Source organism: Burkholderia sp. MSMB1072 (assembly GCF_001524725.1).
In the GTDB taxonomy this organism is placed as follows: Bacteria; Pseudomonadota; Gammaproteobacteria; order Burkholderiales; family Burkholderiaceae; genus Burkholderia.
On record NZ_LOYC01000041.1, the window covers coordinates 15,953 to 40,683 of the forward strand.

At 69.7% G+C, this 24,731-nt stretch carries 23 protein-coding genes; 10 read left to right on the forward strand and 13 right to left on the reverse strand.

The genetic code is table 11. From position 1 onward, the window contains the following. Nucleotides 1-37: 37 nt before the first annotated feature. From WS89_RS22110 to WS89_RS22130, 5 genes are all read right to left on the reverse strand, one after another. Complete coding sequence (locus tag WS89_RS22110) at nucleotides 38-946, reverse strand: carbohydrate kinase family protein (protein ID WP_059793505.1); 909 nt, start codon at nucleotides 944-946, stop codon at nucleotides 38-40. Beyond that, on the reverse strand, nucleotides 943-2,223 hold the full coding sequence (locus WS89_RS22115) for an AGE family epimerase/isomerase (RefSeq protein ID WP_059506460.1): 1,281 nt from the start codon (nucleotides 2,221-2,223) through the stop codon (nucleotides 943-945). Before WS89_RS22115 ends, WS89_RS22110 begins: the two co-directional genes overlap by 4 nt. Further along, nucleotides 2,220-3,239 (reverse strand): LacI family DNA-binding transcriptional regulator, encoded by a 1,020-nt coding sequence (locus tag WS89_RS22120; RefSeq protein ID WP_059793507.1) that lies wholly within the window; start codon nucleotides 3,237-3,239, stop codon nucleotides 2,220-2,222. The genes WS89_RS22115 and WS89_RS22120 overlap by 4 nt, the downstream gene beginning before the upstream one ends. 399 nt (nucleotides 3,240-3,638) lie before the next feature. After that, nucleotides 3,639-5,483 (reverse strand): EAL domain-containing protein, encoded by a 1,845-nt coding sequence (locus WS89_RS22125; protein ID WP_059506456.1) that lies wholly within the window; start codon nucleotides 5,481-5,483, stop codon nucleotides 3,639-3,641. A gap of 305 nt (nucleotides 5,484-5,788) precedes the next feature. Continuing rightward, complete coding sequence (locus tag WS89_RS22130; RefSeq protein WP_059793574.1) at nucleotides 5,789-6,817, reverse strand: bile acid:sodium symporter family protein; 1,029 nt, start codon at nucleotides 6,815-6,817, stop codon at nucleotides 5,789-5,791. Nucleotides 6,818-7,164: 347 nt separating this feature from the next. Here WS89_RS22130 and WS89_RS22135 point away from each other — a divergent pair, with 347 nt between their 5' ends. The 3 genes from WS89_RS22135 (at nucleotide 7,165) to WS89_RS22145 (ending at nucleotide 10,224) form a co-directional block, all read left to right on the forward strand. Then, nucleotides 7,165-7,656, forward strand: coding sequence for a hypothetical protein (locus WS89_RS22135; protein ID WP_059506452.1), 492 nt, complete (start codon nucleotides 7,165-7,167; stop codon nucleotides 7,654-7,656). A gap of 345 nt (nucleotides 7,657-8,001) precedes the next feature. Further along, complete coding sequence (locus WS89_RS22140; protein WP_034208557.1) at nucleotides 8,002-9,078, forward strand: porin; 1,077 nt, start codon at nucleotides 8,002-8,004, stop codon at nucleotides 9,076-9,078. Between the two features lie 183 nt (nucleotides 9,079-9,261). Next, complete coding sequence (locus tag WS89_RS22145; RefSeq protein ID WP_059793508.1) at nucleotides 9,262-10,224, forward strand: LysR family transcriptional regulator; 963 nt, start codon at nucleotides 9,262-9,264, stop codon at nucleotides 10,222-10,224. A 115-nt stretch (nucleotides 10,225-10,339) separates the two neighbouring features. On the opposite strand, the gene WS89_RS22150 is transcribed toward WS89_RS22145, so the two are convergent. Continuing rightward, a complete protein-coding gene (locus tag WS89_RS22150; RefSeq protein ID WP_059506448.1) occupies nucleotides 10,340-11,299 on the reverse strand; it encodes an NAD(P)H-dependent flavin oxidoreductase in 960 nt (319 codons plus the stop codon). 237 nt (nucleotides 11,300-11,536) lie between these two features. Here WS89_RS22150 and WS89_RS22155 point away from each other — a divergent pair, with 237 nt between their 5' ends. Then, nucleotides 11,537-12,433, forward strand: coding sequence for an alpha/beta fold hydrolase (locus tag WS89_RS22155; protein ID WP_059506447.1), 897 nt, complete (start codon nucleotides 11,537-11,539; stop codon nucleotides 12,431-12,433). Nucleotides 12,434-12,534: 101 nt separating this feature from the next. Here the strand turns inward: WS89_RS22155 and WS89_RS22160 are convergent, their stop codons facing one another. After that, entirely contained in the window at nucleotides 12,535-13,026 is a 492-nt protein-coding gene (locus WS89_RS22160; RefSeq protein ID WP_059506445.1) for an Lrp/AsnC family transcriptional regulator, read from the reverse strand. Between the two features lie 112 nt (nucleotides 13,027-13,138). Here WS89_RS22160 and WS89_RS22165 point away from each other — a divergent pair, with 112 nt between their 5' ends. Then, nucleotides 13,139-14,041 carry a DMT family transporter gene (locus WS89_RS22165; RefSeq protein ID WP_059793509.1) on the forward strand — a complete coding sequence of 301 codons (903 nt, stop codon included), beginning with the start codon at nucleotides 13,139-13,141 and terminating at the stop codon, nucleotides 14,039-14,041. A gap of 254 nt (nucleotides 14,042-14,295) precedes the next feature. Here WS89_RS22165 and WS89_RS22170 read toward each other — a convergent pair whose 3' ends face one another. Genes WS89_RS22170 through WS89_RS22185 form a run of 4 tightly spaced genes read right to left on the reverse strand, consistent with a single transcriptional unit; the run spans nucleotide 14,296 to nucleotide 16,937 of the window. After that, nucleotides 14,296-14,502: a DUF1289 domain-containing protein gene (locus WS89_RS22170; protein ID WP_059793510.1), complete on the reverse strand. Its 207-nt coding sequence runs from the start codon at nucleotides 14,500-14,502 to the stop codon at nucleotides 14,296-14,298. After that, complete coding sequence (locus WS89_RS22175; protein ID WP_034208550.1) at nucleotides 14,499-15,005, reverse strand: YbaK/EbsC family protein; 507 nt, start codon at nucleotides 15,003-15,005, stop codon at nucleotides 14,499-14,501. Before WS89_RS22175 ends, WS89_RS22170 begins: the two co-directional genes overlap by 4 nt. 26 nt (nucleotides 15,006-15,031) lie before the next feature. Beyond that, nucleotides 15,032-15,964 (reverse strand): hydroxymethylglutaryl-CoA lyase, encoded by a 933-nt coding sequence (locus WS89_RS22180; RefSeq protein WP_059506440.1) that lies wholly within the window; start codon nucleotides 15,962-15,964, stop codon nucleotides 15,032-15,034. A 31-nt stretch (nucleotides 15,965-15,995) separates the two neighbouring features. Further along, nucleotides 15,996-16,937 (reverse strand): 2-hydroxyacid dehydrogenase, encoded by a 942-nt coding sequence (locus tag WS89_RS22185; RefSeq protein ID WP_059793512.1) that lies wholly within the window; start codon nucleotides 16,935-16,937, stop codon nucleotides 15,996-15,998. Between the two features lie 332 nt (nucleotides 16,938-17,269). On the opposite strand from WS89_RS22185, the gene WS89_RS22190 reads away from it, so the two are divergent. Beyond that, nucleotides 17,270-17,893 (forward strand): RBBP9/YdeN family alpha/beta hydrolase, encoded by a 624-nt coding sequence (locus WS89_RS22190; RefSeq protein WP_059506436.1) that lies wholly within the window; start codon nucleotides 17,270-17,272, stop codon nucleotides 17,891-17,893. Nucleotides 17,894-18,137: 244 nt separating this feature from the next. Here WS89_RS22190 and WS89_RS22195 read toward each other — a convergent pair whose 3' ends face one another. Further along, on the reverse strand, nucleotides 18,138-18,422 hold the full coding sequence (locus tag WS89_RS22195) for a hypothetical protein (protein ID WP_059793514.1): 285 nt from the start codon (nucleotides 18,420-18,422) through the stop codon (nucleotides 18,138-18,140). Between the two features lie 553 nt (nucleotides 18,423-18,975). Here WS89_RS22195 and WS89_RS22200 point away from each other — a divergent pair. From WS89_RS22200 to WS89_RS22210, 3 genes are read left to right on the forward strand one after another with little or no spacing between them, the layout of a single operon-like run. Next, nucleotides 18,976-19,731 (forward strand): (2Fe-2S)-binding protein, encoded by a 756-nt coding sequence (locus tag WS89_RS22200; protein ID WP_059506432.1) that lies wholly within the window; start codon nucleotides 18,976-18,978, stop codon nucleotides 19,729-19,731. 18 nt (nucleotides 19,732-19,749) lie between these two features. Then, nucleotides 19,750-20,751: an FAD binding domain-containing protein gene (locus tag WS89_RS22205; protein WP_059793516.1), complete on the forward strand. Its 1,002-nt coding sequence runs from the start codon at nucleotides 19,750-19,752 to the stop codon at nucleotides 20,749-20,751. After that, nucleotides 20,748-22,973: a xanthine dehydrogenase family protein molybdopterin-binding subunit gene (locus WS89_RS22210; RefSeq protein ID WP_059793518.1), complete on the forward strand. Its 2,226-nt coding sequence runs from the start codon at nucleotides 20,748-20,750 to the stop codon at nucleotides 22,971-22,973. The genes WS89_RS22205 and WS89_RS22210 overlap by 4 nt, the downstream gene beginning before the upstream one ends. Before the next feature lie 18 nt (nucleotides 22,974-22,991). Here WS89_RS22210 and WS89_RS22215 read toward each other — a convergent pair whose 3' ends face one another. Then, a complete protein-coding gene (locus WS89_RS22215) occupies nucleotides 22,992-23,912 on the reverse strand; it encodes a LysR substrate-binding domain-containing protein (RefSeq protein WP_059506426.1) in 921 nt (306 codons plus the stop codon). A 110-nt stretch (nucleotides 23,913-24,022) separates the two neighbouring features. Between WS89_RS22215 and WS89_RS22220 the strand changes: the two genes are divergently transcribed. Then, nucleotides 24,023-24,661, forward strand: coding sequence for a glutathione S-transferase family protein (locus WS89_RS22220; protein ID WP_059793519.1), 639 nt, complete (start codon nucleotides 24,023-24,025; stop codon nucleotides 24,659-24,661). Nucleotides 24,662-24,731 lie beyond the last annotated feature (70 nt).

Below are 24,731 nucleotides of genomic sequence, written 5' to 3' on the forward strand. Positions count from 1 at the left end.
GCTTATCGGCGACCGATCACCGCACCGCCCCTGCCCGTCACCGTTCCAGCAGCGCGACGACCTCGTCGAGCGTCGGCGCATGCGCGCCCGTGTGCCGGCACGCGGCGGCGCCGGCCGCCAGTGCGAACGCGAGATGCTCGCGCCAGCTGCGCTGCGGCGCGGCCATCAGGCTGAACAGCAGGCCGCCGATCGACGCGTCGCCGGCGCCGACGGTGTCGGCCACCTCGACGCGCGGCGGGCTGGCCTCGTACACGTCGCCGTCCGCATGGAGCGTCGCCGCCTGCGCGCCGCGCGTGACGAGCACGGCCGCCCGCGGGTTCAGCGCGCGCACCGCCGCGATCGCGTCGGGGCCGTCGCCGCCGAACAGGTGACGCAGGTCTTCGTCGGACACCTTGATCAGGTCGGCAAGCGCAGCCATCTTCTCCAGGGTCGGCCGGTATGCGGCCGTCATCAGGTTGCGCACGTTCGGATCGAAGCTGATTTTCACGCCGCGCGCATGCAGGTCGGCCGCGAGCGCGGCCAGCGTGCCCGCGAGCGGCTCGCGCACGAGGCTGATGCAACCGAAATGCGCCCATTTCACGTGATCGGTCCAGCCGGCCGGCAGCCGGGCGGGATCGAACGCGAGGTCGGCGCTCGCTTCGCCGATGAAGAAGTACGCGGGTGGGCGCGTCTCGTGGACGATCGCGAGCAGCGGCGGCCGCGCGACGCGCTGCAGGAAGCGCAGGTCGAGCCCGGCCGCTTCGCTCGTGCGCCACAGCACGTCGGAGAAGCAGTCCTCGCCGATCGAGCCGGCGAGCGCGCTCGGCACGCCGAGCCGGGCGACCGCGCGCGCGACGTTCCAGCCGGCGCCGCCCGGCACCGACGTCCACTGCGCGTCGCCTGCGCGCACCATGTCGGTCAGGATGTCGCCCGCCGACACGAAAGCCGGAAACGTGCCGCCGCTCATTGCGTCGGCTCGCTGCGTTGCATGCGCGCGAGGGTCGCGAGCACGTCGTAGCATGCGCCCATCGTGTGATAGTCGGTCTTGCCGGCCGGACTCTTCTCGTCGCTGTACTTGCGGTTGTCGCAGGTGAGGATCCGGTACCACGCACCGTAGCGGTGATCGACGAAATGCGCCCAGCTGTAGCGCCAGATCTCGTCGTACCAGTCCCAGAAGCGCTCGCTGCCGGTGCGCGCGCCGAGCATCGCCGCCGCCGCGAAGGTTTCCGCCTGCACCCAGAAATACTTGTTGTGGTCGCAGATCGTGAAGTCCGGGCCGAAGCCGTAGCAGAGGCCGCCGTGATCGGCATCCCACGCGTGCGTGAGCGCCGCATCGAACAGTTCGGCCGCGCGCGGCGCGAGCCAGTCGAGCGGGCGGTGCCGCTCGAGGATCAGCAGCAGTTTCGCCCATTCGGTCTGATGCCCGGGCTGGAAGCCCCACGGACGGAAGATGTTCGAGCTGTCTTCCTTGTTGTAGTCCCAGTCGATCGACCAGTCCGCATGGTAGTGCTCCCACACGAGCCCGCCCGACAGCGCGGCCTGGCGTTGCGTGATGTGGGAGGCGAGCTTTTCCGCGCGATCGAGGTACGTGAGGTGGCCGGTCGCCTCGTAGGCGGCGAGCAGCGCTTCCGTCATGTGCATGTTCGCGTTCTGGCCGCGATACGACGACACGTGCCAGTTCGGCGTCGCGTCGTCCGCATACAGGCCCGCGGCCGCATCCCAGAAGCGGTGCTCGGCGAGTTCGTAGGTTGCGGCGATCAGCGCTCGCGCTTCGTCGATGCCGGCCATCGTCGCGTGCGCGGCCGCGAGCAGCACGAACGCGAGCCCGTAGCAGTGGCGCGTGCCGTCGAGCGTCGCGTGCTTCGCGCCGTCGCGCCAGTCGAGCTCCCAGTCGTAACCCTGCAGCGCGTCGTCCCAGTGCGCGTCGCGCAGGAAGCGCAGCCCGTGGCGCGCGTAGTCGAGGTGGCGCGGGTCGCCGAAATGGCGATACGCCATCGCGTAGTTGAAGACGAACCGGCAACTGCTGACGAGGTGGCGCGACGTGCGGTTGTAGACGCTGCCGTCGTCGCGGAAGTAATGGTGGAAGCCGCCCGTCGGGTCGAATGCGTGGGCCGCGTAGAAGCGCAGCGTGTCCTCGACGTGCGACAGCAGGAACGACGGGTCGCGGAAGCTCGCGACGAACGGTGCCGCTTGCGCGTGGCTGACCGGCGCGGCGGCGCGGGATTGGACCGGGGGCATGTTCATGATTCTTGGACCGTGGCGGTATCGAGTGCCGGGGAGCCGGCGGGCTGGCTGCTGGCCCGCACGATCAGCTCGACGGGCAGGGAAATCTCGGTGCGCTCGGGCGCTTCGGCGAGCAGCAGTTCGACGCCGCGGCGGCCGAGCGCTTCCTTGTCGACCGCGAGCGTCGTGAGCGGCGGGCTCGCGTGTGCGGCGGCCGGGATGTCGTCGAAGCCGACGATCGCGATGTCGTCCGGAATCCGCAGGCCGCGCGCGAGGCACACGCGCTGCGCGGCCAGCGCCGCCGCGTCGTTGTACGCGAACACGGCTTCCGGGCGCGGGCGGGGCGCGTCGAGCAGTTGCTCCATCGCACGCGCGGCGCCCGTGTCGGGGTCGAGCCCCGCGTCGATCGTCACTTCGTAGGCGGGGTCGAACAGTCGCCCGGCTTCGAAGAACGCGCGCCGATAGCCGATCGCGCGTTGCGCGATGCTGTAGTGCGCGGCCGAGCCGCCGATGAAGGCGATCCGCGAGCGGCCGGTGGCGAGCAGGTGGCGCATCGCGAGCGCCGCGCCCGTCGCGTTGTCGATATTGACCGAGCGCAACCCGGGCGCCCACAGGTCGATCAGCACGAGCGGCCGGCCGGTGGCGGCGAGCGCCTCGATCGTCTCGGGCTCGATGAAGCCGGCGACCGCGATCGCGTCGGGTGCGTGCGGGCGCATCTGGCGCAGCACGTCGTCGTTCGGGCCGACCGTGAGCAGCGTCGGCACGATGCCGCGCTCGCGGCAGGCGTCCTCGACGCCGTGCAGCACGTGCGAGAAGAACGGGCTCGCGGGAAAGCGGTTGTGCTGGCGGTGCAGCAGGAAGGTGAGCCGGCGGATGCGCGGCCGCAACTGCGCGGAATCGTAGCCGAGCTGCCGCGCGATCTCGACGATGCGTGCACGCGTGGCTTCGGACAGGCCGGGCTGGTTTTTCAGCGCGCGCGAGACGGTGCCGATCGAAACCTCTGCCGCCCGCGCCACATCGCGAATGGTCGTACCCATCGTTCGGGGTCTGGTTTGTTTAGGGTGGAAGCGATTGTATAGTAAAAATTATCGCGGAATTCGGGCCGGATAACCGGGGAATACCCGCGAATAACGGCTGTTTAGGCACTAATCTGCGAAAACGCCGTTACTAAAAATACTAAACAAAACGAGAAAAAGGCAAGGTGGGCGTGTGGGTGTCGGGCGGTGCAGCCCGAGTGCAGGAAAAAGCGGCGGCCGCGGCCGCGGGCGCGTGCCGCGGACCGGCGTGAGGGTGCGGCGTGCCGCGGCCGTCGCGTGCGACGGCGGCAAGCCGTGGCGCCACAGCCCGACCTTGCGCGGGACGGGCATCGGGCGGGTCGCCTGGTGCGCGGGCGCTTTCCGTGCGCAACCAGTGCGTACCCGTCGACCGTTCGCCGTTCAGCCCGTCGCCATCGCCATGGCCGGCGGTTCGCCGCGATGGCGCAACGCCGCGCGGCCGGCATCGAGGTCGACGACCGCGAGCCCGTCCGGCTGTTGCTTGGCCCGCCGCTTCGCGAGCGCTGCGACCGACGCGATCTCGTCGCTGCCGTAACGTTTCGCGCCGTGCGCGCCGGCCGGCACGCCGACCGCGCCGATCGCCATCGTCACGAAGCCGAAGAACGCCGGGTTGCCGTGGCGGTCCTCGCCGCGCAGCCCGCCCGCTAGCCGGTCGGCCTGCGTGTAGAAGAGCTGCGCACCGTCGTTGAAGCGCGCGATCGCGTCGGCGGCGCGCTCGCGCCAGTCGTCGCGCTGAAACAGCACGAGGAAATCGTCGCCGCCGACGTGGCCGAGAAAATCGCGCTGCGGATCGCACACGCCGGCCAGCACCGTCGCGGCGAACTTCAGCACTTCGTCGCCCTGCCAGTAGCCGTACTGGTCGTTGAACGGCTTGAACTGGTTCAGATCGACGTAGCATGCGTGAAAGCCGGCGTCGCGCTGGAGCAGCCGGTCGATGTGCGCGCTGATCGGGATGTTGCCGGGCAGGAACGTCAGCGGATTTGCGTAGCGAGCGGCCTCGATGCGCATCTCGGTCACGGCGCGCACGAGGCTTTCGCCGGTGCCGAGCCCGACATAGCGGCCGTGTTCGGTGATCACGAAGCCGTCGGCGAGATAGCGCTGGTCGTGGCTCGCGAGCAGCATCGCGAGTTGCTCGAACGTGGTCGCGTTGTCGATCATCAGCGGCGTATCGTTCGCGAACTGCAGGCACGGCTTCTTCCCGAATACCTCGCGGTGATACGGCAGTGCGAAACGGTCGATGAAGCCGCGGCGATTCACGAGCGCGACGGGCCGCCCGCGCTCGACGAGCGCGACCGCGTGCAGGTCGGGCATCCGGTTGAACAGGTCGAGCACGTCGTTGCTGGTCGCGTCGCGCGGCAGCGCCGGGGCGGGCACGAGCATTTTCCCGGCGATCGTGCCGGCCGGCCGCACCGCGCGCGTCACGCCGGGAAACACCGCGATGTGCGGCGCGCGGATCGCATCGCGCGCGGCCGGCGCGACCACCCGCGACGGCTGCGCGTCCGGCCGGCCGAGCAGGAAGCCCTGCACGCAGCAGATGCCCATGTCGCGCACGACGATCAGGTCGCATTCGTTCTCGATGCCTTCCGCGATCAGCTTCGCGCCGCTCGCGTGCGCGAAGTGCTGCATCGCCTTCACGGCTTCGAACTTGAGCGGGTCGCGCGCGATGTCGTGGATGAAGAAGCGGTCGATCTTCACGACGTCCGGGTGCAGGCGCAGCCACAGGTTCATGCTCGCGTTCGCGGTGCCGTAGTCGTCGAGCGCGAACTGGATGCCGGCGTCGCGCAGCGAAGCGACGGCCGGCCCGATGTGCGCGACGTCGGGAATCGCGTTCTGCTCGGTGAGCTCGATCACGATGCGCTCGGCGCCGACCCGTGCGCGACCGAGGAACTGGCGTGCGCGCTCGCGTTCGCTGGCGAGCGTGAGAATCGTGCCCGCGCTGAAATTGAGGAACAGCTTGCCGTCGCAGCCGAGCGCCGCGAACGCGTCGAGGCAGGTGAGCGCGGCGGCCCGTTCGAGCGCGATGGTTTCGCCTTCGCGCGCGGCCTGCGCGAACAGGGCGGCGGGCGGCTCGAGGTCGGTGCCACGGGGCCCGCGGATCAGCCCTTCGTAACCGACGACCGTCCCCGAGCCGAGATCGACGATCGGCTGGAAAACGGCGGCGAGCGCGCGATCCGCGATCAGGCGCGTGGTGCGGGCGACAGCGGGATCGGAGTGGAGCGCGGGCATGGGCGAGGGCAGCCGAATCGACGGGACGCCCAGCTTAACGGCAGCGCTTGCGGAGAATTGAATGAAGATTTCGTGACGCGATGGGCGTTGCCGGTGCATCGCGCCCGGCCGGGGCTGGTTGGGGCGGAAAGCGGGAAGCGGAAAGCGGAAAGCGGGAAGCGGGAAGCGGGAAGCGGGAAGCGGGAAGCGGGAAGCGAGAGGAGAGAGGCGAGAGGCGAGAGGCGAGAGGCGAGAGGCGAGAGGCGAGAGGCGAGAGGCGAGAGGCGGAAAGCTGCCAGCAGCGGCCATCGCGCCCCCCGGACGCGTCAGCGTTTGCTCGTGCTCAGCGCGCCGGACGCGGCTGTCGCGTCGCCCTCGTCCTCGCCGCGCGTGTCGCGGGCGCCCCAGCGCTGCGCGAGCGCCGCGCACGCCATCAGCTGGATCTGGTGGAACAGCATCAGCGGCAGCACGATCGCGCCGACCGCGTTCGCCGAGAAGATCACCTTCGCCATCGGCACGCCGGCCGCGAGGCTCTTCTTCGATCCGCAGAAAATGATCGTGATCTGGTCGGCGCGGTTGAAGCCGAGCCGCTTGCTGACGAACGCGGTCAGCAGCAGTGCGATCGCGAGCAGCACGAGGTTGACGACGACGAGGCCGCCGAGCGCGCGCGGCGGAATCTGGTGCCACAGCCCCTCGTTGACCGCCTCGCTGAACGCGACGTAGACGACCAGCAGGATCGAGCCCTGGTCGACGAAGCGCAGCACGCCGCGATTGCGGTCGATCCAGCCGCCGATCACGGGCCGCAGCAACTGGCCGGCGATGAACGGCACGAGCAACTGCATCACGATGCTGCCGACGGTGCTCCACGGCGACGCGGCCGCGGCCGACTGCGACGTGATCATCAGCCCGACGAGCGCCGGCGTGACGAAGATCCCGAGCAGGCTCGACGCCGATGCCGCGCACACGGCGGCCGGCACGTTGCCCTTCGCGATCGACGTGAATGCGATCGACGACTGGACCGTCGACGGCAGCGTGCACAGGAACAGCACGCCCGCATACAGCGTTGGCGTGACGAGCGGCTGCAGCACGGGTTTCAGCGCGAGGCCGAGCAGCGGGAACAGCGCGAACGTGCTGAGCAGCACGAGCGCGTGCAGCCGCCAGTGCGTCGCGCCCGCGACGACGGCTTCGCGCGACAGTTTCGCGCCGTGCAGGAAAAACAGCAGGCCGACGGCGACGTTGGTCGCCCAGTTGAACGCATGGGCGGCCGGGCCGCGGCAGGGCAGCAGGCTCGCGAGCACGACGGTGCCCACGAGCGCGAGCGTGAAGTTGTCGGGAAGAAAACGGGGACGGGCCATCGGGAAACTCGATTCGGAAATGGCGAAGGCGCGCGTCGCGCGCGCGGATGGCGTCATTGTCGCGGCTGGCGATTCACTACACAAATTCATTGTGCGAATCGATTGATGAATCGTCCGCATGAGATGGCGGCCGTCGCATCTGCCCGATCGAGCCTGAAACCGCAGAAGAATGTGCTGTCGCGATCGTGCGCCGAAGCGAAAAAACCTAGCAGTAACATGGTGTTACACCGATGCCGGCGACATAACACTTTTTGGCTCGACACACTTTCCGCCCGCTCATAAATTACTGCTGAAAGCCTTGGGTCGGCCGAAAGGAGCCGACGGCGGGCGTCGATGGGCACGGAACGATGACGGAACGGGTGAAACGGAAGATCGGACGATGGGTGGCAGGCGTGCTCGGCGCACTGCTGATGCCGCTCGCGCTGGCCCAGCCGCCCCACGGCGGTCACGGGTTCGGCGGCCACGGTTTCGGCGGCGGTGACATGCGTGCGTACGGTCAACCGGCCCGCGGCGCCGGCGGCGACCCGGTCTGGCGTCGCGTGCCTGCGCCTGCCGGCGTGCGTCCCGGCGGTGTGAGCGCGTCCGGTTCCCGCTGGGGGCTGCGCCCGACGCCGTCGTACGGCCATTACGCCGCGCAAAGCCCGTATCGGCCGATCAGCGCCGAAGTCCGCCAGATGCCGCGCCCGCCGGGCGGCGGCAACGTCCCGCTGCGGGCCGGCTCGATCCGCGCCGACGTCGCCCGCTACAACGAGGAGCGCGGTGGCCGCCCGATGCCGCCGCCCCGCTCGCAGGAAGAGTCCGCGCACTCGCCTTCTTTCTCTTCGTTCTACCGAAACTGAGCGCTCCGGCGCTCGTCCCGTTGCCGGCTGATGCGAATTCGCCACAGTCGCGCGCACATTTCCGCTGATTTTCCCGCCGCATTGCGCTATCTTTCGCGCCCGGTACGCGCACGCCACGCGGCCGCCCGCCCGTGCGGCCGCGTTCGCGCCGGGCCGCCGCGTGCCTCCGGCCATGGACACATTCCGCGAAGTTAATGCTGGCGCTATACCCGCAATAAGTGTGCGCAATTTTGGCCGGACGAATGATCCGTAAAGATGGCTGCGCCCCATACGACGCAAGCACTCGGCTCCAAACAACAACGCTCGCGCCACTCATCGACTATTCGACAAAACCCTGGAGATCCCATGAAAGCATTCGCCCGCCGTGCATCGCGCACGTCCGTCAAGCTGATCGCCGCAGCCGCCTGCGTGGCGGCCGCCGCACCCGTCCATGCGCAGTCGAGCGTCTCGCTCTACGGCCAGGTCGACGAGTGGGTCGGCGCCACCAAGTTTCCGGGCGGCGATCGCGCATGGAACGTGTCGGGCGGCGGGATGTCGACCTCGTACTGGGGCCTGCACGGCGCCGAGGATCTGGGCAGCGGCTACAAGGCGATCTTCACGCTGGAGAGCTTCTTCCGGGCGCAGAACGGCCAGTACGGCCGCTTCCAGGGCGACACGTTCTTCGCGCGCAACGCGTACGTCGGCATCAGCTCGCCGTACGGCACGGTGACGGCAGGCCGCCTGACGACGCACCTGTTCCTCTCGACGATCCTGTTCAACCCGTTCTACGACTCGTACACCTTCTCGCCGATGGTGTACCACGTGTTCCTCGGCCTCGGCACGTTCCCGACCTATCCGAGCGACCAGGGTGCGGTCGGCGATTCGGGCTGGAACAACGCGGTGGGTTATACGTCGCCTTCGTTCGGTGGCCTGAATTTCGGCGCGATGTACGCGCTCGGCAACCAGGCCGGCGACAACCGTTCGAAGAAGTGGAGCGCGCAGTTCAACTACGCGAACGGCCCGTTCGCGGCGACCGCGATGTATCAGTACGTGAACTTCAACAACGGCCCGCAGGATCTGAGCGCGCTCGTGACCGGCATGAAGAGCCAGGGTATCGCGCTGGTCGGCGCGACCTACGACCTGAAGCTCGTGAAGCTGTTCGGCCAGTACATGTATACGAAGAACGATCAGGTCGCGGGCAGCTGGCACGTGAACACCGCGCAGGGCGGCGTGTCGGTGCCGATCGGCGTGGGCAACGCGATGGCGTCGTATGCGTACTCGCGCGACGCCGGCGGCCTCGACCAGACGCGCCAGACCTGGGCCGTCGGCTACGACTATCCGCTGTCCAAGCGCACCGACGTCTACGCGGCGTACATGAACGACCACATCAGCGGCCTGTCGACCGGCAACACGTTCGGCGCCGGCATCCGCGCGAAGTTCTGACGCACCCGCGCGATCGGTGCGCCGGCCGCGCGCGTCGAACGCGCGTGCCGGATGCATGTTTTCCCGCCCGAAACGGCGCCGCCACCCGCGGCGCCGTTTTGCCTTTCTTGACCTTTCTGTTTCCTCGCCTTTGTTACCCTATCTCGTAATTGGTTGATTCCTCCGGGATTGCGAGCTAGTTCGATGGATACCCTCGTCAGCATGAATGTGTTTCGCTACGTCGTCGAAGTGGGCAGCTTCGTCGGCGCGGCGGAGCGCATGCAGATGTCGGCGGCGATGGCGAGCAAGCACGTGATGCACCTCGAGCAGCAGCTCGGCGCGCGGCTGCTGCATCGCACGACACGACGCGTCGCGCCGACCGAGGCGGGGCGCGAATACTACGAGCGCCTCGTGCAGGCGCTGTCCGAACTCGACGAAGCCGGCCAGGCCGTCGGCGCCGCGAGCGTGGTGCCGCAGGGCAGGCTGCGCGTGACGTCGCTGTCCGCGTTCGGGCTGCGGCACGTGATGCAGGCCGTCACCGATTACGCGGGGCGCTTCCCGGACGTGACCGTCGACATGACGCTGTCCGATCGCGTGGTCGACCTGATCGAGGAAGGCTACGACGTCGCGGTGCGCGCGGCGCCGAACGGATTGAAATCGTCGTCGCTGGTCGCGCGGCAGATCGCGACCGCGCACATCCTGCTGGTCGCGTCGCCCGACTATCTCGACAAGCGCGGCACGCCGCAGACGATCGCCGATCTCGCGAACCACAACTACCTGCGGCGCGATTCGAATTCGACGATGCTCGATTCGCTGATGATCGACGCGGCCGCCGCGTCGCGCGTGAGCCTGAACGGCAACCTGATCGTGAACCATCTCGAAGGGCTGCGCGCGGCCGTGCTCGCCGGCGCGGGCATCGCGCTGCTCGGCACCGAAGTGGTCGGCGACGACATCGAAGCGGGCCGGCTCGTGCCGGTGCTGCTCGATTCGGTGCCGCCGCACGAGGCGCCGATCTATGCGGTGTACGCGAGCCGTCGTCACGTCTCCGCGAAAGTGCGCTCGTTCGTCGATTTCCTGGCCGCGCGCTTCGAAGGGCAGTCGCTGTGCCCGTCGATCGAATCGAGCCTGCGCGTGCTGCCGATCACGCGGATGAAGCGCGCGGTCTGAGCCGCATCGTCCGCCGCAGCGGGACAATGAAAAAAGCGCGAACCGTTGCGGTTCGCGCTTTTTGCTTGGTTCGACGCGCTCGCGCCGACGGCGGCCGAGACGGCCGCCGCATCCGTCAGCGCGGGATGCCGAGCCGCGCCTTCGCGTCGTCGTACTCGCGCTTGAGCCGCTCGACGAGCGCGCCCACGCTCGGCAGATCGTCCATCAGGCCGACACCCTGGCCGGCGCCCCAGATGTCCTTCCACGCCTTCGTCTTGTCGCTGCCGAAATTCATCTTGGTCTTGTCGGATTCCGGCAGCGCGTCCGGATCGAGGCCGGCCTTCTCGATGCTCTCGCGAATGTAGTTGCCGTGCACGCCCGTGAAGAGGTTCGTGTAGATGATGTCCGACGATTTCGCGTTCAGGATCGCGTGCTTGTAGTCGTCGATCGCGTGCGCTTCCTGCGTCGCGATGAAACGCGTGCCCATGTATGCGAGGTCGGCGCCCATCGCCTGCGCGGCGAGGATCGAGCCGCCGTTCGCGATCGAGCCCGACAGCACGATCGGGCCGTCGAAGATCTTGCGCACTTCGCCGACCAGCGCGAACGGCGACGTCGTGCCCGCGTGGCCGCCCGCGCCGGCCGCAACGAGGATCAGCCCGTCGACGCCGGCTTCGAGCGCCTTCTGCGCGTGGCGCAGGTTGATCACGTCGTGCAGCACGATGCCGCCGTAGCCGTGCACCGCGTCGACAATCTCGCGCGCCGGCGCGCGCAGGCTCGTGATGAAGATCGGCACCTTGTGCTCGACGCATACGCGCACGTCGTGCTCGAGCCGCGCGTTCGACTGGTGGACGATCTGGTTGACCGCGATCGGGCCGATCACCGCATCGGGGTGCTTCGCCTTGTGGTCGGCGAGTTCCGACTGGATCTGCGTGAGCCACTCGTCGAGCAGTTCGGCCGGACGCGCATTGAGCGCGGGGAACGAACCGACGATGCCCGCCTTGCATTGCGCGAGCACGAGTTCGGGGTAGCTGACGATGAACATCGGCGACGCGATGACGGGCAGCGTCAGGTTCTGCAGGACGGTGGGCAATGCCATGTGATGTCTCCAGTCTCCGGGGGCGTTGCGGTCGAACGGTATTCGAGTGTAGTTGCGCGACCGGAAGTTCATATTAATACGAACGGTCGTGCGATTCTACGCGAGCTTACCAAATGCCGCAGTGTGCGGGCAATCGAGTGAGTGTTCTCTTTCTACGGTTTCGGATGGCGACGCCGCTGTGAAGACGCGCCGGCGCTTCTAAAATAGCCGCCATAACAAACCAACGAGAAACAAACCATGTCGTTTGAGGCGTTTGCACCGTTTCGCGTGACGGTGCAGGACACCGACATTTTCGGTGTCAAAGGAGGCGCGGGTCCGCCGCTGCTGTTGCTGCACGGACATCCGCAGACCCACATGATCTGGCATCGCGTTGCCGCGACGCTCGCGAATCACTTCACGGTGATCGCCACCGACCTGCGCGGCTACGGCGCATCGGGCCGGCCGCCGAGCGACGCGCGGCACGCGCCGTATTCGAAACGGGCGATGGCGGCAGACCAGGTCGCCGTGATGCGGCATTTCGGCTTCGCGCATTTCCACGTGTGCGCGCACGATCGCGGCGCACGGGTCGCGCACCGGCTCGCGCTCGATCATGCGGATGCCGTCGAGCGGATGATGCTGCTCGACATCGCGCCGACGCTCGCGATGTACGAGAAAACCGATCGCGCGTTCGCGACCGCATATTTCCACTGGTTCTTCCTGATCCAGCCCGAGCCGCTGCCCGAGACGCTGATCGGCGCGCACACCGATGCGTATATCGAGCGCGTGATGGGCAACCGGTCGGCCGGGCTCGCGCCGTTCGCACCGGAGGCGCTCGACGCGTACCGGGCGGCGCTCGCGCAGCCCGGCGCCGTGCATGCGATGTGCGAGGACTACCGCGCGTCGGCGACGATCGATCTCGAGCACGACCGTGCGGATCTCGAACGCGGCAACAAGGTCGCGTGTCCGCTGCGCGTGCTGTGGGGCGAGCACGGCGTCGTCGGCCGCTGCTTCGATCCGCTCGACGAGTGGCGGCGCGTCGCGCGCGACGTCAGCGGCCGCGCGCTCGACTGCGGGCACTACATTCCTGAAGAAGCGCCTGGCGCGCTGATCGACGAACTGCTCGCGTTCTTCGATGCGCGCGAGCCGGCCGCGTGACGGTGCGGGCGGCGGCGTGTGCCGTCCGAGGATGGTTGACTGCGCCGCCTGCGGTTGGCGAGGTGGGTCGCCTGCGGCTGACGGGACGGGGCGCCTGCGGCTCAGCGATGCGCGTGGTCGTCTTCGACGAGCGGCGGCAGGCGTCGCGGCACGGGTGTCGATTTCACGATCGCGGTGCTCGTCTCCGCGCGTTCCGTCACCTTCGACAGGATGTCGTCGAGGTGCTCGATCGTGCGCAGGTAGAGCCGGCAGATGAAGCAATCGTCGCCGGTGACCTTGTCGCATTCGACGAATTCGGGAATCCGCCGCAGCAACTCCTCGACCAGGTGCAACTGGCCCGGCAGCGGCTTCACGCGGACGATCGCCTGCAGCGTGTAGCCGAGCGCGCGCGGGTCGAGCTCGACGGTGAACGCGGCGATCACGCCCTGCGCCTCGAGCCGCCGCACGCGGTCGGCGGTCGCGGGCGCCGACAGCCCGATCTGCCGCGCGAGTTCGCTGGTCGCGATGCGTGCGTCGTCGGCCAGCGCGGCGAGGATCGCGCGGTCGGTCGCGTCGAGCGCCGCGACGACGGGCGGGGAAAGGCGTTTTGGCATGATCGCTTTGCTTTCGAAGGTGAATCGGCTGATTCACTTCAGTTTAGCCATGGTCGCGGCGAAAGCAAGTTTCTAGAATCGAACTCATCCCCGCTCTTCAACGGAGTTCCTGATGGCCTCGAATGAAATTCGCCGCGGCGCCGCCGAGATGATCGTCGCGATGCTGATGTCTGGCACGATCGGCTGGCTCGTGATGTCGTCGCAGCAGCCGCTGACCAATGTCGTGTTCTTCCGCTGCGTGTTCGGCGCCGCGACGCTCGCGATCGTCTGCGCGGCGTTCGGCTTCCTGCGCCGCTCGCTGTTCTCGCCGCGGATGCTCGTGCTCACGACGCTCGGCAGCCTCGCGATCGTCGCGAACTGGCTGCTGCTGTTCGCCGCCTATTCGCGCGCGTCGATCTCGATGGCGACGGCCGTCTACAACACCCAACCGTTCATGCTCGTCGCACTCGGTGCCATCGTGTTCCGCGAGCGGATCACCGCGTCGACGGTCGCATGGCTCACGCTTGCGTTCGCCGGGCTCGTGTTCGTGGTGCGCGTCGAACCGGCCGTGCTCGCGGTGCCCGGCGAGTATCTGGCAGGCGTCGCGCTGTCGCTCGGCGCCGCGTTCCTGTATGCGATCTCGTCGATCATCACGAAGCACCTGAAGGGCACGCCGCCGCATCTCCTCGCGCTGCTGCAGGTCGGCCTCGGCATCCTGCTGCTCGCGCCGTTCGCGCACTTCGACACCTTGCCGGCGACGGCCGGGCAATGGGCCGACCTGATCGTGCTGGGCATCGTCAACACGGGGCTGATATACGTGCTGCTGTACGGCGCGGTCCAGAAGCTGCCGACCGCGATGACGGGCGCGCTGTCGTTCGTCTATCCGGTCGTCGCGATCGCCGTCGATCGCGTCGCGTTCGGACAGACGCTCGCGTGGACACAGGTGTTCGGCGCGCTGCTGATCCTGCTCGCGGCGGCCGGTGTGAACCTCGGCTGGCGCATCGTGCCCACGCGTCGCGCGGCGGTCGGCAACTGAAACGGTCATACGATTCGGCGCGGTTGCGCGCCCGCGCCGCGTTCGGTCGAACGCACGTGTCGGGAACGGAGATTGCGCGCGAATGGCGTCACGCGAGCGTCGCGCGCGGCCGCGAAAAACGCTGTAAGAAGTTGTAGGGAAACACCCGATGCGATGCGGTCGCGTCGCTCGTATGATGCGGGCTGTGACGTTGATCACGTTCACAGGATTCCGATCTCGATGCCGTTCGCCCGTGAGGCTGAACGGCTTTTTTTTTATGTCTCGCTGCCCGCGATCAGGCGCCGTCGCGCGTCCAGCCGCGCGAGCAGCGCGCGCCTCGCATCGTCGTCCGACGTACGCCATTCCTTGATCTCGCCGCGCGTGCGCAGGCAGCCCGCGCACCAGTCGGTGCGCGGATCGATCCGGCAGACGTCGGTGCACGGCGACGCGACCGTGGCGGCCGGCATCGTCGCGTCGCTCATGCGGGCTCCCGCAACGCGACGTCCGCGACCGGCGCGCCCGTCAGCGACACGAGTTCGTGCGGCGACAGGTTGAACACCGCGTGCGGATGGCCGGCGGCGGCCCACAGGCTGTCGAGCGCGAGCAGGTCGGCGTCGATCAGCGTGACGGGTTCGACCAGATGGCCGATCGGGCACACGCCGCCGATCGCATAGCCGGTGTTGTCGCGCACGAACTTCGCGTCCGCACGGCCGACCGGCCCGACCTGCGCGGCGACCTTCCTTTCGTCCACGCGGTTGACGCCGCTCGCGACGACCAGCACGGGCGCGCCGTCGGCCTGCCGGCGAAACAGGATCGACTTCGCGATCTGCGCGACCGAGCAGCCGAGCCCGGCCGCGGCCTCGGCCGACGTCTTGCCGGTTTCGGCGAGCATCACGATGCCTTTCGCGTGGCCGCGCTCGCGCAGCAGCAGCGCGACGCGTCGCGCGGAATCGGGGAGGGAATCGAATGAAGCGGGTGTCGTCATGTCGAGGAATCCGTGGAACGAGGTGATCAGACGCAGTTCGCGGCGTCGGCCGCGCTCTGCGCCTTGGCGAGCAATGCACGACCGGCGCGCGACACGTTCGCGCGGCCGATCGCGTTCGAGATGAAATCGCCGGCCGCGACGACCTGCGCGAGATCGATGCCGGTATCGATGCCGAGGCCCTGCATCAGGTACAGCACGTCCTCGGTCGCGACGTTGCCGGTCGCGCCCTTCGCGTACGGGCAGCCGCCGAGGCCCGCGACCGACGCGTGGAAGATCTCGATCCCTTCGAACAGCGCCGCGTAGATGTTCGCGAGCGCCTGGCCGTAGGTGTCGTGGAAGTGGCCCGACAGGCGTTCGCGCGGGAACACGCGCGTGACCGCCGCGAGCACTTCGCGCGTGCGCTTCGGCGTGCCGACGCCGATCGTGTCGGCGATGTCGATCTCGTCGCAGCCGAGCGCCGCGAAGCGCTCGACGACGTCGACGACCGACGCGATCGGCACCTCGCCCTGGTACGGGCAGCCGAGCGCGCACGACACGCTGCCGCGCAGCCGCAGGCCCGCGTCCTTCGCGGCCTTCGCGACGGGCTCGAAGCGCGCGATGCTCTCGGCGATGCTGCAGTTGATGTTCCGCTGCGAGAACGCCTCGCTCGCCGCGCCGAAGATCACGACTTCGTCCGCGCGTGCGGCGAGCGCGTTCTCGAAGCCCTTCAGGTTCGGCGTGAGCACCGAGTACACGGTGCCCGCGCGGCGCTCGATGCCGGCCATCACGTCGGCGCCGTCGGCCATCTGCGGCACCCATTTCGGCGACACGAACGACGCGGCCTCGACGTTGCGGAAGCCGGCGCGCGACAGCCGGTCGACGAGCGCGATCTTCACGTCGGTCGGCACGAAGGTCTTCTCGTTCTGCAGCCCGTCGCGCGGGCCGACTTCGACGATCTTGACGGCGGTGGGGAGCGTCATGGTTGTCTCCTGGTTGCTCTTTGTGCGGAATTCAATAGCCGCGCGCGTAGTCGACGATGCCGCTCACGGGCGCGCCGCGCTCGAACGCGCGGATCTTGCGGGCGATCTGCTCGACCGCTTCCGCGCGCAGCGTCTCGGCCGAGCTGTGCGGCGTGATCGTGATGCGCGGCGCGTGCCAGAACGGATGGTCGGCCGGCAGCGGTTCGTGCTGGAACACGTCGAGCGTGGCCGCGGCGACCTGGCCGCTCGCGAGCGCGTCGAGCAGGTCGGCTTCGACGAGATGCGCGCCGCGTGCGACATTGACGACGTACGCGCCGCGCGCGAGCCGCGCGAACGCGCGCGCCGACAGGATGCCGTCGGTGTCGCGCGTGCTCGGCAACAGGTTCACGAGCACCTTCGCACCGCCGATGCACGCGTCGAACGCGCCGTCGCCGGCGAAGGTCGTGACGCCGTCGAGCTGCTTCGCGCTGCGGCTGTAGCCGCGCACCGGCAAGCCGAGCGCGGCGAGCGCGCGGGCGACCTCGGCGCCGAGCACGCCGAGGCCGAGGACCGCGACGGTGAAGCTCGCGCGCGCATGCGGTTCGAGCGGCTGCCAGCGGCGTTCGCGCTGCTGCAGGTCGTATTCGTCGAAACGGCGAAGGTAGCGCAGCACCGCGTGCGTCACGTATTCGACCATCTGCTGCGCCATGCCCGAGTCTTCGAGCCGCACCAACGGCACGTGCGCTGGCAGCGTGCCCGGATGCGCGCGGTCGAGCGCGAGCAGCGCATCGACGCCCGCGCCGAGGTTGAAGATCGCGCGCAGGCCGTCGCGCGGCGCGAAGAACTCGCGCGGCGCACGCCACACGAGCGCGTAGTCGGCGGCGGCCGTATCGCCCGGCTGCCAGGCGCGCAGTTCGGCTTCGGGCAGCGCACGCGCGATCTCGTCGCGCCATGCGCCCGCATCCTGATGCGGCGAATGGAACAGGATCTTCATTGCGCGAGCGCGCGCACGCCGGCGAGGCGCGTCACGGGAATGGCGAGCGAAGCCGGGCGCGGCGCGCCGGCGGACGTAGCGGACATCGGGTGTCTCCTGACGACGGCCGGCGCGTCGCGCGCCCAGGCCGGTTCCATGTGAAGCTGACGGGAAGCCCACATTCTACGGTTTCGCGGCACATTGCGCCGTCGTGCGGGACCTGCGCCGGTCACGCCGTCGCCGGGCCGCCGCCGGTCGCCGCCGCGCGCAAAAGCAAAGCACAAAATATTGGTTCGGCCGACGCGCACCCGACGCCACAATCGAACCTCGTCTTCAAGCAAGCGAGGGCAATCATGCGCGCATGCAGCAAATCGGCGTGGCCGCCGCGGCTCGTCACCGTTCCGGGCCTGCACGGCAGTGAAGGCGCTCACTGGCAGACGTGGCTCGAGCGGCAGTTCCCGCGCTCGTTGCGCGTCGAGCAGCACGACTGGGATGCGCCCGATCTCGCGGGCTGGGCGCAATCTGTGCGCGCGCTGCTCGATCGCGAGCGCGGCCCGTTCGTGCTCGCCGCGCACAGCTTCGGCTGCCTCGCGGCCGCGCATGCGCTCGCGCAGTGGCCGCATGTGGGCGATGTGGCAGGCGTGCTGTTCGTCGCGCCGGCCAGCCCGAAGAAATTCACGTTTGCCGGGCCGTTCGACGCGCGCCGGCTCGCCGTGCCGTCGATCGTGATCGGCAGCGAGACCGACCCGTGGATGCCGCTCGCCGACGCGCGCGCGCTCGCGCAGCGCCTGGGCAGCGCGTTCGTGAACCTCGGCGATGCCGGGCACATCAACACGGCGGCCGGCTTCGGGCCGTGGCCGCGTGCGAAATACTTCGTCGACACGCTGGTGCATTGCGCGGCGCCGCTGCGCTTTCGCGACGCGGACGACGGCTTCGAGGCCGCGCTCGTCGAGCGCGCGCTCGTGCACGCGGTCTGACGGGCGGGTGGCGCGGCGCACGCCGTGCCGTTGTGCTTGCGACGACGCGCGGACGCGGCCGACGGCGGCCGGCTTCGAAGCGCTCGGCCGGCCGTGCCCGACGGGCCCGCGAAGCGGCGCGACAACGTGCAGTGCGCGTGCCGTTCGCGCCGTCGCCCACCGTGACGTCACGCCGATGGCGGCTCGCCGCGCGGGCCAGCGGCTCTCCCTGAGCGGTACCGACTCATATCGCGCGATGGCGGGATCAACCCGGCGACGACGCGGCGGCGCCCGACGCGGCCGCGTTCGTGGCGGACTTCGCATCGTCGTCGTCATCGGGCGGATAGTGCACGACGGGCGGCGCGAGCGGCGCGGCGTCGGATGCGGCGGCGTTCGCGGGCGCGTCGCTGTTGAACGCGCTGGCAGCGCCGCTCGATGCACCGGCCGGCGGCGCGGCGTCGGTCGCGTTGGCGTCGTGCGCTGCGTCGTCGCTGCACGCGGCGACGAAAACGGCGGCACACAGAACGACGGCGACGGAAACGCGACGCATGACTTCTCTCCTGGCAGACTGATCGGGAAACGTTTTCGAGTATGCCGCCGCGATGCGACGTTTCGGTGAATCGTTTGCGGTCGGGCGCGAACGCGAGATGTTTTCGTCAGGCTGACCGAATGCCTTCGCTGCGATCCGCCGGCACGCGTGGCGGAATTTTCCAGCAGCGGCGGATGCTGCGCGCATTTACACGGTGCGCGTTGCCGCGACCCGGCCACGGCGACGCGGGCGTCATGCATGGCATCGCGCATGCTCCCGGCAACTTGCGAGCGACGTGCGGCCGCTCACGCCCAAAAAACCGGGCGTTATTGCCGCTTCGTCAGCGAACGGCCAGCCGCGCGCCAGCGTGGCGTCATGAAAGCGCGCTCATCCGCGACACGGCGCGGCCGTCGTGCGTGCGCGCCGCGGACCGGCGCCGGCGCCGTGCATCGGCGCGGCGCTCCGCGGGTTCGCGGCACCGGAATTGCTCTTTGCCGATGCGCATGCCGACCGCGCTGCCATCCGGGCACGGGCGGCACGTCTGCGTCCGTCAACCATGGAGCGAGCAGAAGCCATGTCCAGCGATCGATCCGATTCTCCGCCTGCCGAACCGGCGCGCGATGCGGCCCCGTCGCCGCTCGGGCCCGGTCATTCGGCGGTGCCGCCGTTGCCGCACGATACGCCTTCCAGCGCCGCACGACGGCGCTTCCTGCAATCCGCGGCGGCGGCAGCGACCGTCGGCGCCGCCTCGCACGTTCACTCGCAGCCGCCGCGCGCGGCATCCGCACCGGCTGCGCCCCGCCGCGATACGGTGCCCGCGCAGCCCGTACATCTCGACATCAACGGGCGGGCGTACACGCTGCAGCTCGAACCGCGCGTCACGCTGCTCGACGCACTGCGCGAATACGCCGGGCTCACGGGCACGAAAAAGGGCTGCGATCGCGGGCAGTGCGGTGCGTGCACGGTGCTCGTCGACGGGCGGCGGATCAACGCATGCCTGACGCTCGCGGTGATGCACGAAGGCGAGCGGATCACGACCGTCGAAGGGCTGGCGCGCGACGGCGTGCTGAGCCCGGTGCAGCGCGCGTTCGTCGAATACGATGCGTTCCAGTGCGGCTACTGCACGTCCGGCCAGCTCTGCTCGGCGACCGCGCTGCTCGACGAGTTCGCGGCGGGCGCCGGCAGCGCCGCCACCGACGACGTGCGGCGCCCGCCCGCGCGCCTGTCGGACGACGAGATCCGCGAGCGCATGAGCGGCAACCTGTGCCGCTGCGGCGCGTACCCGAACATCGTCGCCGCCGTGCGCGCCGCGCATGCGGCGCACGGCTAGCCGACGGAGGGCAGCGCAATGGAAGCGATCTCCTACGAACGCGCGACCGACGTCGCCGGCGCCGTGCGCGCGGCGCAACGGCCCGGCGCGACGTTCATCGGCGGCGGCACGAACCTGCTGGACCTGATGAAGGGCGGCGTCGCGCGGCCCGTCGCGCTCATCGACATTACGCGCATCGCGGGCCTCGACACGGTCGATGCGCTGCCCGGCGGCGGGGTGCGCATCGGTGCGCTCGTGCGCAACAGCGATGCGGCCGATCATCCGCGCATCCGCGCCGACTATCCGCTGCTGTCGCAGGCGCTGCTCGCCGGCGCGTCCGTGCAATTGCGCAACATGGCGACCGTCGGCGGCAACCTGATGCAGCGCACGCGCTGCCCGTATTTCTACGATCCCGCGTTCGCGCAGTGCAACAAGCGCGAGCCGGGCAGCGGCTGCGCGGCGATTGGCGGCCATAACCGGATGCACGCGATCCTCGGCGCGAGCCCGCAGTGCGTGGCGGTGAACCCGTCGGACATGAGCGTCGCGCTCGCCGCGCTCGACGCCATCGTGCAGGTGAGCGGCCCGCGTGGCGAACGGCAGATTCCGTTCACGTCGTTTCACCGGTTGCCGGGCGATCGTCCCGATCTCGACACGACGCTCGAACCGGGCGAGCTGATCACCGCGGTGGACTTGCCGCCGCCGCGCTTTGCCGACCATGCGCACTATCTGAAGGTGCGCGACCGCGCGAGCTACGCGTTCGCGCTGGTGTCGGTCGCGGCGGCCCTGCGGATGGACGGCCCGCGCGTCGTCGATGCGCGGATCGCGCTCGGCGGCGTCGCGCACAAGCCGCTGCGTGCGACGCAAGCGGAGCAGCGTCTCGCTGGCCATGCGTTGACCGATGCCGCGCTGAATGAAGCGGCCGCGCTCGCCCTGCGCGACGCACGGCCGCTCGACGGCAACGGCTTCAAGGTCGCGCTCGCGCAGCGCGCGATCGTGCGCGCGGTGACCACCGCGGCCGGAACGACGGGAGGTGTGGCATGAACACGCTGACCGGACAGCCGCTCGACCGTGTCGACGGCGTGCTCAAGGTGACGGGCGGCGCGCATTACGCGGCCGAATTCCCCGATGCGCGGCTCGCGCACGCGGTGCTCGTGACGAGCACGATCGCATCCGGGCGGATCGAGTCGATCGACACGGCCCGCGCCCGCGCGATGCCGGGCGTGCTGCTCGTGATCACGCACGAGAACGCGATGCGGCTGCCCAACGGCGGCCGGCCGCCGCTGTCGCCGCCCGCCGGGCGCCGGCTCACGTTGCTGCAGGACGACACGGTGCGCTACAGCAACGAACCCGTGGCGGTCGTCGTCGCCGAAACGCTCGAGCAGGCGACCGACGCCGCGAATGCCGTGCGGGTGCACTATCGCGCGACCGATGCCGCGCTCGATTTCGCGCATGCGAAGCGCGGCGCACGCGTGCCGCCGAAGCAGCAGGGGCGCCCGATGGACACGCAGCGCGGCGACGTCGATGCCGGCCTGCGCGAAGGCGCGGTGCGCATCGACGCAACCTATACGACGCCGATGCAGCACCACAACCCGATCGAGCCGCACGCGACGATGGCGCACTGGGACGGCCCGACGCTCACGCTGCACGATGCGACGCAGGGCGTGTCGGGCGCGAGCACGGCGGTGGCCGCCGTGTTCGGCATTGCGCCGGAACAGGTGCGCGTGATTTCGCCGTTCCTCGGCGGCGGCTTCGGCTGCAAGGGTTCGTCGTGGTCGCACGTGTCGTTGTGCGCGATGGCCGCGAAGCAGGTGGGGCGCCCGGTTCGCCTTGCGCTCACGCGGCCGCAGATGTTCGGCCCGGTCGGCGGACGGCCGTTCACCGAGCAGCGCGTCGTGCTGGCCGCACGCCGGGACGGAACGTTGACGGCGATGCGTCACGACTCGATCGTCACGACGTCGACGTTCGAGGACTGGACGGAAATGTGCGGGATGCCTGCGCGGATCATGTACGCGGTGCCGAACCAGGCGACCACGCACCGGATCGTGTCGCTGAACGTCGGCACGCCGACGTTCATGCGCGCGCCCGGCGAGGCGTCCGGCTCGTTCGCGCTGGAATCGGCGATGGACGAGCTCGCGTGGCGGCTCGGCATGGACCCGGTCGCGCTGCGGCTCGCGAATTACGCGCAGGTCGATCCGCAGGACGGCAAGCCGTGGTCGAGCAACAAGCTGCGCGAGTGCTACGAGGTCGGCGCGCGGCGCTTCGGCTGGTCGCGCCGCACCGGCGCGCCGCGCACGATGCGAGACGGCCACACGCTGATCGGCCTCGGGATGGCGGCCGCCACGTATCCGGCCAACCGCAGCGAGGCGTCGGCGAGCGCGCGCATCTTGCCGGACGGCACGGCCGAAGTCGCGTCGGGCACGCAGGACATCGGCACCGGCACCTACACGGTGATGACGCAGGTCGCGGCCGACGCGCTCGGCTTCGCGCCGCAGAGCGTGCGCTTCGTGCTCGGCGATTCCAGCCTGCCGCGCGCGCCGGTGTCGGGCGGCTCGCAGTCGGCGGCGAGCGTGGCGCCGGCCGTGCGCGAGGCCGCGTTGCAGGCGCGCGCCAAGCTGATTGCGCTGGCGATCGCCGATCCCGGGTCGCCGCTGCACGGCGCCGCGGCCGACGACGTGACGGTCGACGACGGCTGGGTCGTGCAGCGCGGCGACCCGGCGCGGCGCGATCCGGCGGCGGCGGTGATCGCGCGCGCCGGCGGCCGGCCGATCGACGCGCAGGCGACGACGAAGCCGGGCGACGAGAAGTCGCGCTATGCGTCCCATTCGTTCGGCGCGGTGTTTGCCGAAGTGCACGTCGATGCCGCGCTCGGCACGCTTCGCGTACCGCGCATCGTCGGCGTCTACAGCGTCGGCGGCGTGCTCAACGCGAAGACGGCGCGCAGCCAGTTGATCGGCGGAATGGTGTGGGGGTTCGGCACCGCGCTCGAGGAGGGCTCGCATCTCGACGTGCGGCACGGCCGCTTCACGAACGCGAATCTCGCCGAATATCACGTCCCCGTGAACGCGGACATCGGCGAGCTCGACGTGAGTTTCGTCGACGAAAGCGACACGCACTTCAATCCGCTCGGCATTCGCGGCATCGGCGAGATCGGCATCACCGGCGTGCCGGCCGCGATCGCCAACGCGGTCTATCACGCGACCGGCGTGCGGGTGCGGGATCTGCCGATCACGCTCGACAAGGTCGTGCCGCCGACGCGCGCATGAGCGTGCCGGCAGGCGGCGTCAGCGCCGCGGCGTCCTGCGCCGCACTTCGCTGCGCAGCCAGTCGAGCCAGGTGCGGATCGCCGCTTCGCGAGGATGGCCGGGGCGCCACACGACGTAGTGCGCGTACACGTCGGTGATGCGCACCGTCGACACGCGCACGAGCGTGCCGTCCGCGAGTTCGGGCTCGATCAGCGAGCGCCGCGCGAGCGCGACGCCGCGGCCTTGCCGCGCCGCATCGATCAGCGCGTTCGCATCGGTGAAGCGCGGCGCGCGCGCGGATTCGGTGAGGTCGAGCCGCGCGGCCTGGAACCACGGTTCCCACGGCTGCGCGGGATGGCGCAGCAGCGTCGCGCGCACGAGGTCGGCCGGCGTGCGCGGCACGACGCCGTCGCGATTGCGATACGCCGGGCTCGCGACCGGAAAGATCGTCTCGTTCATCAGCTTCTCGGCGACGACGCCGGGCCACGTGCCGGGCCCGTAGCGCAGCGCGACGTCGATGCGGTCGCGCTTGCGCAGCGGCGCGAGCGCCACGTCCGGATGCAGCGAGATCGAGATGTGCGGATGCGCGGCCGCGAAGCGCGGCAGGCGCGGCGCGAGCCAGCGCTCGGCGACGCTCGGCAGCACGCTCACGTTCAGCGTCACGTCGCAGGTGCGCGGGCGGCGGCGCACCGCCAGCGTCGGCTCGAACGCGCGTTCGAGCACGCTCAGGCCCTGGCGCACCTGCAGCGCGAGGGCATGCGCGGCGTGCGTCGGCGTCGCGCCGTTGCGCTCACGCGTGAAAAGCGGATAGCCGAGCTGCGCTTCGAGCGTGCGGATGTGCTGGCTGACCGCGCCCTGCGTGAGCGCGAGTTCGTCGGCCGCGCGCGTGAAGCTCTGCAGCCGCACGGCGGCTTCGAACGCGCGCAGCGTCTGTAGCGGAGGGAGGTGGATGCGTCGCATCGCGCATTAGTATCACTAATGCCCGAGCACGACAATTCATCGTTTGCGGCGGCGGCCCGCGCGTTCCTACACTCGTTGCGTCTTCCACAGGCCCGACGGGCAACGCCACCATGAACGCATATCGTCTTTATCTTTCGCCGGGCGCCTGCTCGCTCGCCGCCCACATCGCGCTGGAAGAAACCGGCGCGCCGTTCGACGTCGAGATCGTGTCGGTCCGCGAGCAGCAGAACCTGACCGCGGACTATCTCGCGATCAATCCGAAGGCGCGCGTGCCCGTGCTCGCGATTCCGGGCGAGCCGCGCGTGCTGACCGAAACGCCGGCGATCCTCACGTATCTGGCGCGTGCGCATCCGAACGCACGCCTGCTGCCGCTCGACGATCCGCTGCGCGAAGCGCGGTGCCACGAATGGCTCGCGTGGCTGGTCGGCTGGGTGCACGGCGTCGGGTACGGCGCGTTGTGGCGGCCGGGGCGTTTCATCGGCGATCCGGCGCTGCACGGCGCGGTCAGCGCGCACGGGCGCAGCACGATCGACGCGGCGAACGTATCGATCGAAGCGGCGCTGGCCGACGGGCGCACGTGGGCCGAGCCAGGCGGCCATTCGATCGTCGATCCGTTCCTGCTCGTGCTGTATCGCTGGGGCATCGCGATCGGGCTCGACATGACGCGGCATCCCGCATGGACCGCCCATGCGCAGCGCGAGGCCGAACGGCCGGCCGCGCGGCGTGCGCTGGCGCGCGAGGCGATTTGACTCGGCGGTGCGCGGCCGGCCGGTGGCCCGGCCGTTTCGTTCGGCAGTTCGTTCGGACGACGAAGTTCGG

Bases quoted from the DNA above. Each gene is read 5' to 3' on its own strand.
- WS89_RS22165 (WP_059793509.1), top strand. From the start codon at position 13,139: ATGGCCTCGAATGAAATTCGCCGCGGCGCCGCCGAGATGATCGTCGCG.
- WS89_RS22120 (WP_059793507.1), bottom strand. From the start codon at position 3,239: ATGGGTACGACCATTCGCGATGTGGCGCGGGCGGCAGAGGTTTCGATC.
- WS89_RS22215 (WP_059506426.1), bottom strand. From the start codon at position 23,912: ATGCGACGCATCCACCTCCCTCCGCTACAGACGCTGCGCGCGTTCGAA.
- WS89_RS22200 (WP_059506432.1), top strand. From the start codon at position 18,976: ATGTCCAGCGATCGATCCGATTCTCCGCCTGCCGAACCGGCGCGCGAT.
- WS89_RS22135 (WP_059506452.1), top strand. From the start codon at position 7,165: ATGACGGAACGGGTGAAACGGAAGATCGGACGATGGGTGGCAGGCGTG.
- WS89_RS22160 (WP_059506445.1), bottom strand. From the start codon at position 13,026: ATGCCAAAACGCCTTTCCCCGCCCGTCGTCGCGGCGCTCGACGCGACC.
- WS89_RS22155 (WP_059506447.1), top strand. From the start codon at position 11,537: ATGTCGTTTGAGGCGTTTGCACCGTTTCGCGTGACGGTGCAGGACACC.
- WS89_RS22145 (WP_059793508.1), top strand. From the start codon at position 9,262: ATGGATACCCTCGTCAGCATGAATGTGTTTCGCTACGTCGTCGAAGTG.
- WS89_RS22190 (WP_059506436.1), top strand. From the start codon at position 17,270: ATGCGCGCATGCAGCAAATCGGCGTGGCCGCCGCGGCTCGTCACCGTT.
- WS89_RS22125 (WP_059506456.1), bottom strand. From the start codon at position 5,483: ATGCCCGCGCTCCACTCCGATCCCGCTGTCGCCCGCACCACGCGCCTG.
- WS89_RS22205 (WP_059793516.1), top strand. From the start codon at position 19,750: ATGGAAGCGATCTCCTACGAACGCGCGACCGACGTCGCCGGCGCCGTG.
- WS89_RS22195 (WP_059793514.1), bottom strand. From the start codon at position 18,422: ATGCGTCGCGTTTCCGTCGCCGTCGTTCTGTGTGCCGCCGTTTTCGTC.
- WS89_RS22140 (WP_034208557.1), top strand. From the start codon at position 8,002: ATGAAAGCATTCGCCCGCCGTGCATCGCGCACGTCCGTCAAGCTGATC.
- WS89_RS22110 (WP_059793505.1), bottom strand. From the start codon at position 946: ATGAGCGGCGGCACGTTTCCGGCTTTCGTGTCGGCGGGCGACATCCTG.
- WS89_RS22175 (WP_034208550.1), bottom strand. From the start codon at position 15,005: ATGACGACACCCGCTTCATTCGATTCCCTCCCCGATTCCGCGCGACGC.
- WS89_RS22170 (WP_059793510.1), bottom strand. From the start codon at position 14,502: ATGAGCGACGCGACGATGCCGGCCGCCACGGTCGCGTCGCCGTGCACC.
- WS89_RS22115 (WP_059506460.1), bottom strand. From the start codon at position 2,223: ATGAACATGCCCCCGGTCCAATCCCGCGCCGCCGCGCCGGTCAGCCAC.
- WS89_RS22150 (WP_059506448.1), bottom strand. From the start codon at position 11,299: ATGGCATTGCCCACCGTCCTGCAGAACCTGACGCTGCCCGTCATCGCG.
- WS89_RS22180 (WP_059506440.1), bottom strand. From the start codon at position 15,964: ATGACGCTCCCCACCGCCGTCAAGATCGTCGAAGTCGGCCCGCGCGAC.
- WS89_RS22220 (WP_059793519.1), top strand. From the start codon at position 24,023: ATGAACGCATATCGTCTTTATCTTTCGCCGGGCGCCTGCTCGCTCGCC.
- WS89_RS22185 (WP_059793512.1), bottom strand. From the start codon at position 16,937: ATGAAGATCCTGTTCCATTCGCCGCATCAGGATGCGGGCGCATGGCGC.
- WS89_RS22210 (WP_059793518.1), top strand. From the start codon at position 20,748: ATGAACACGCTGACCGGACAGCCGCTCGACCGTGTCGACGGCGTGCTC.
- WS89_RS22130 (WP_059793574.1), bottom strand. From the start codon at position 6,817: ATGGCCCGTCCCCGTTTTCTTCCCGACAACTTCACGCTCGCGCTCGTG.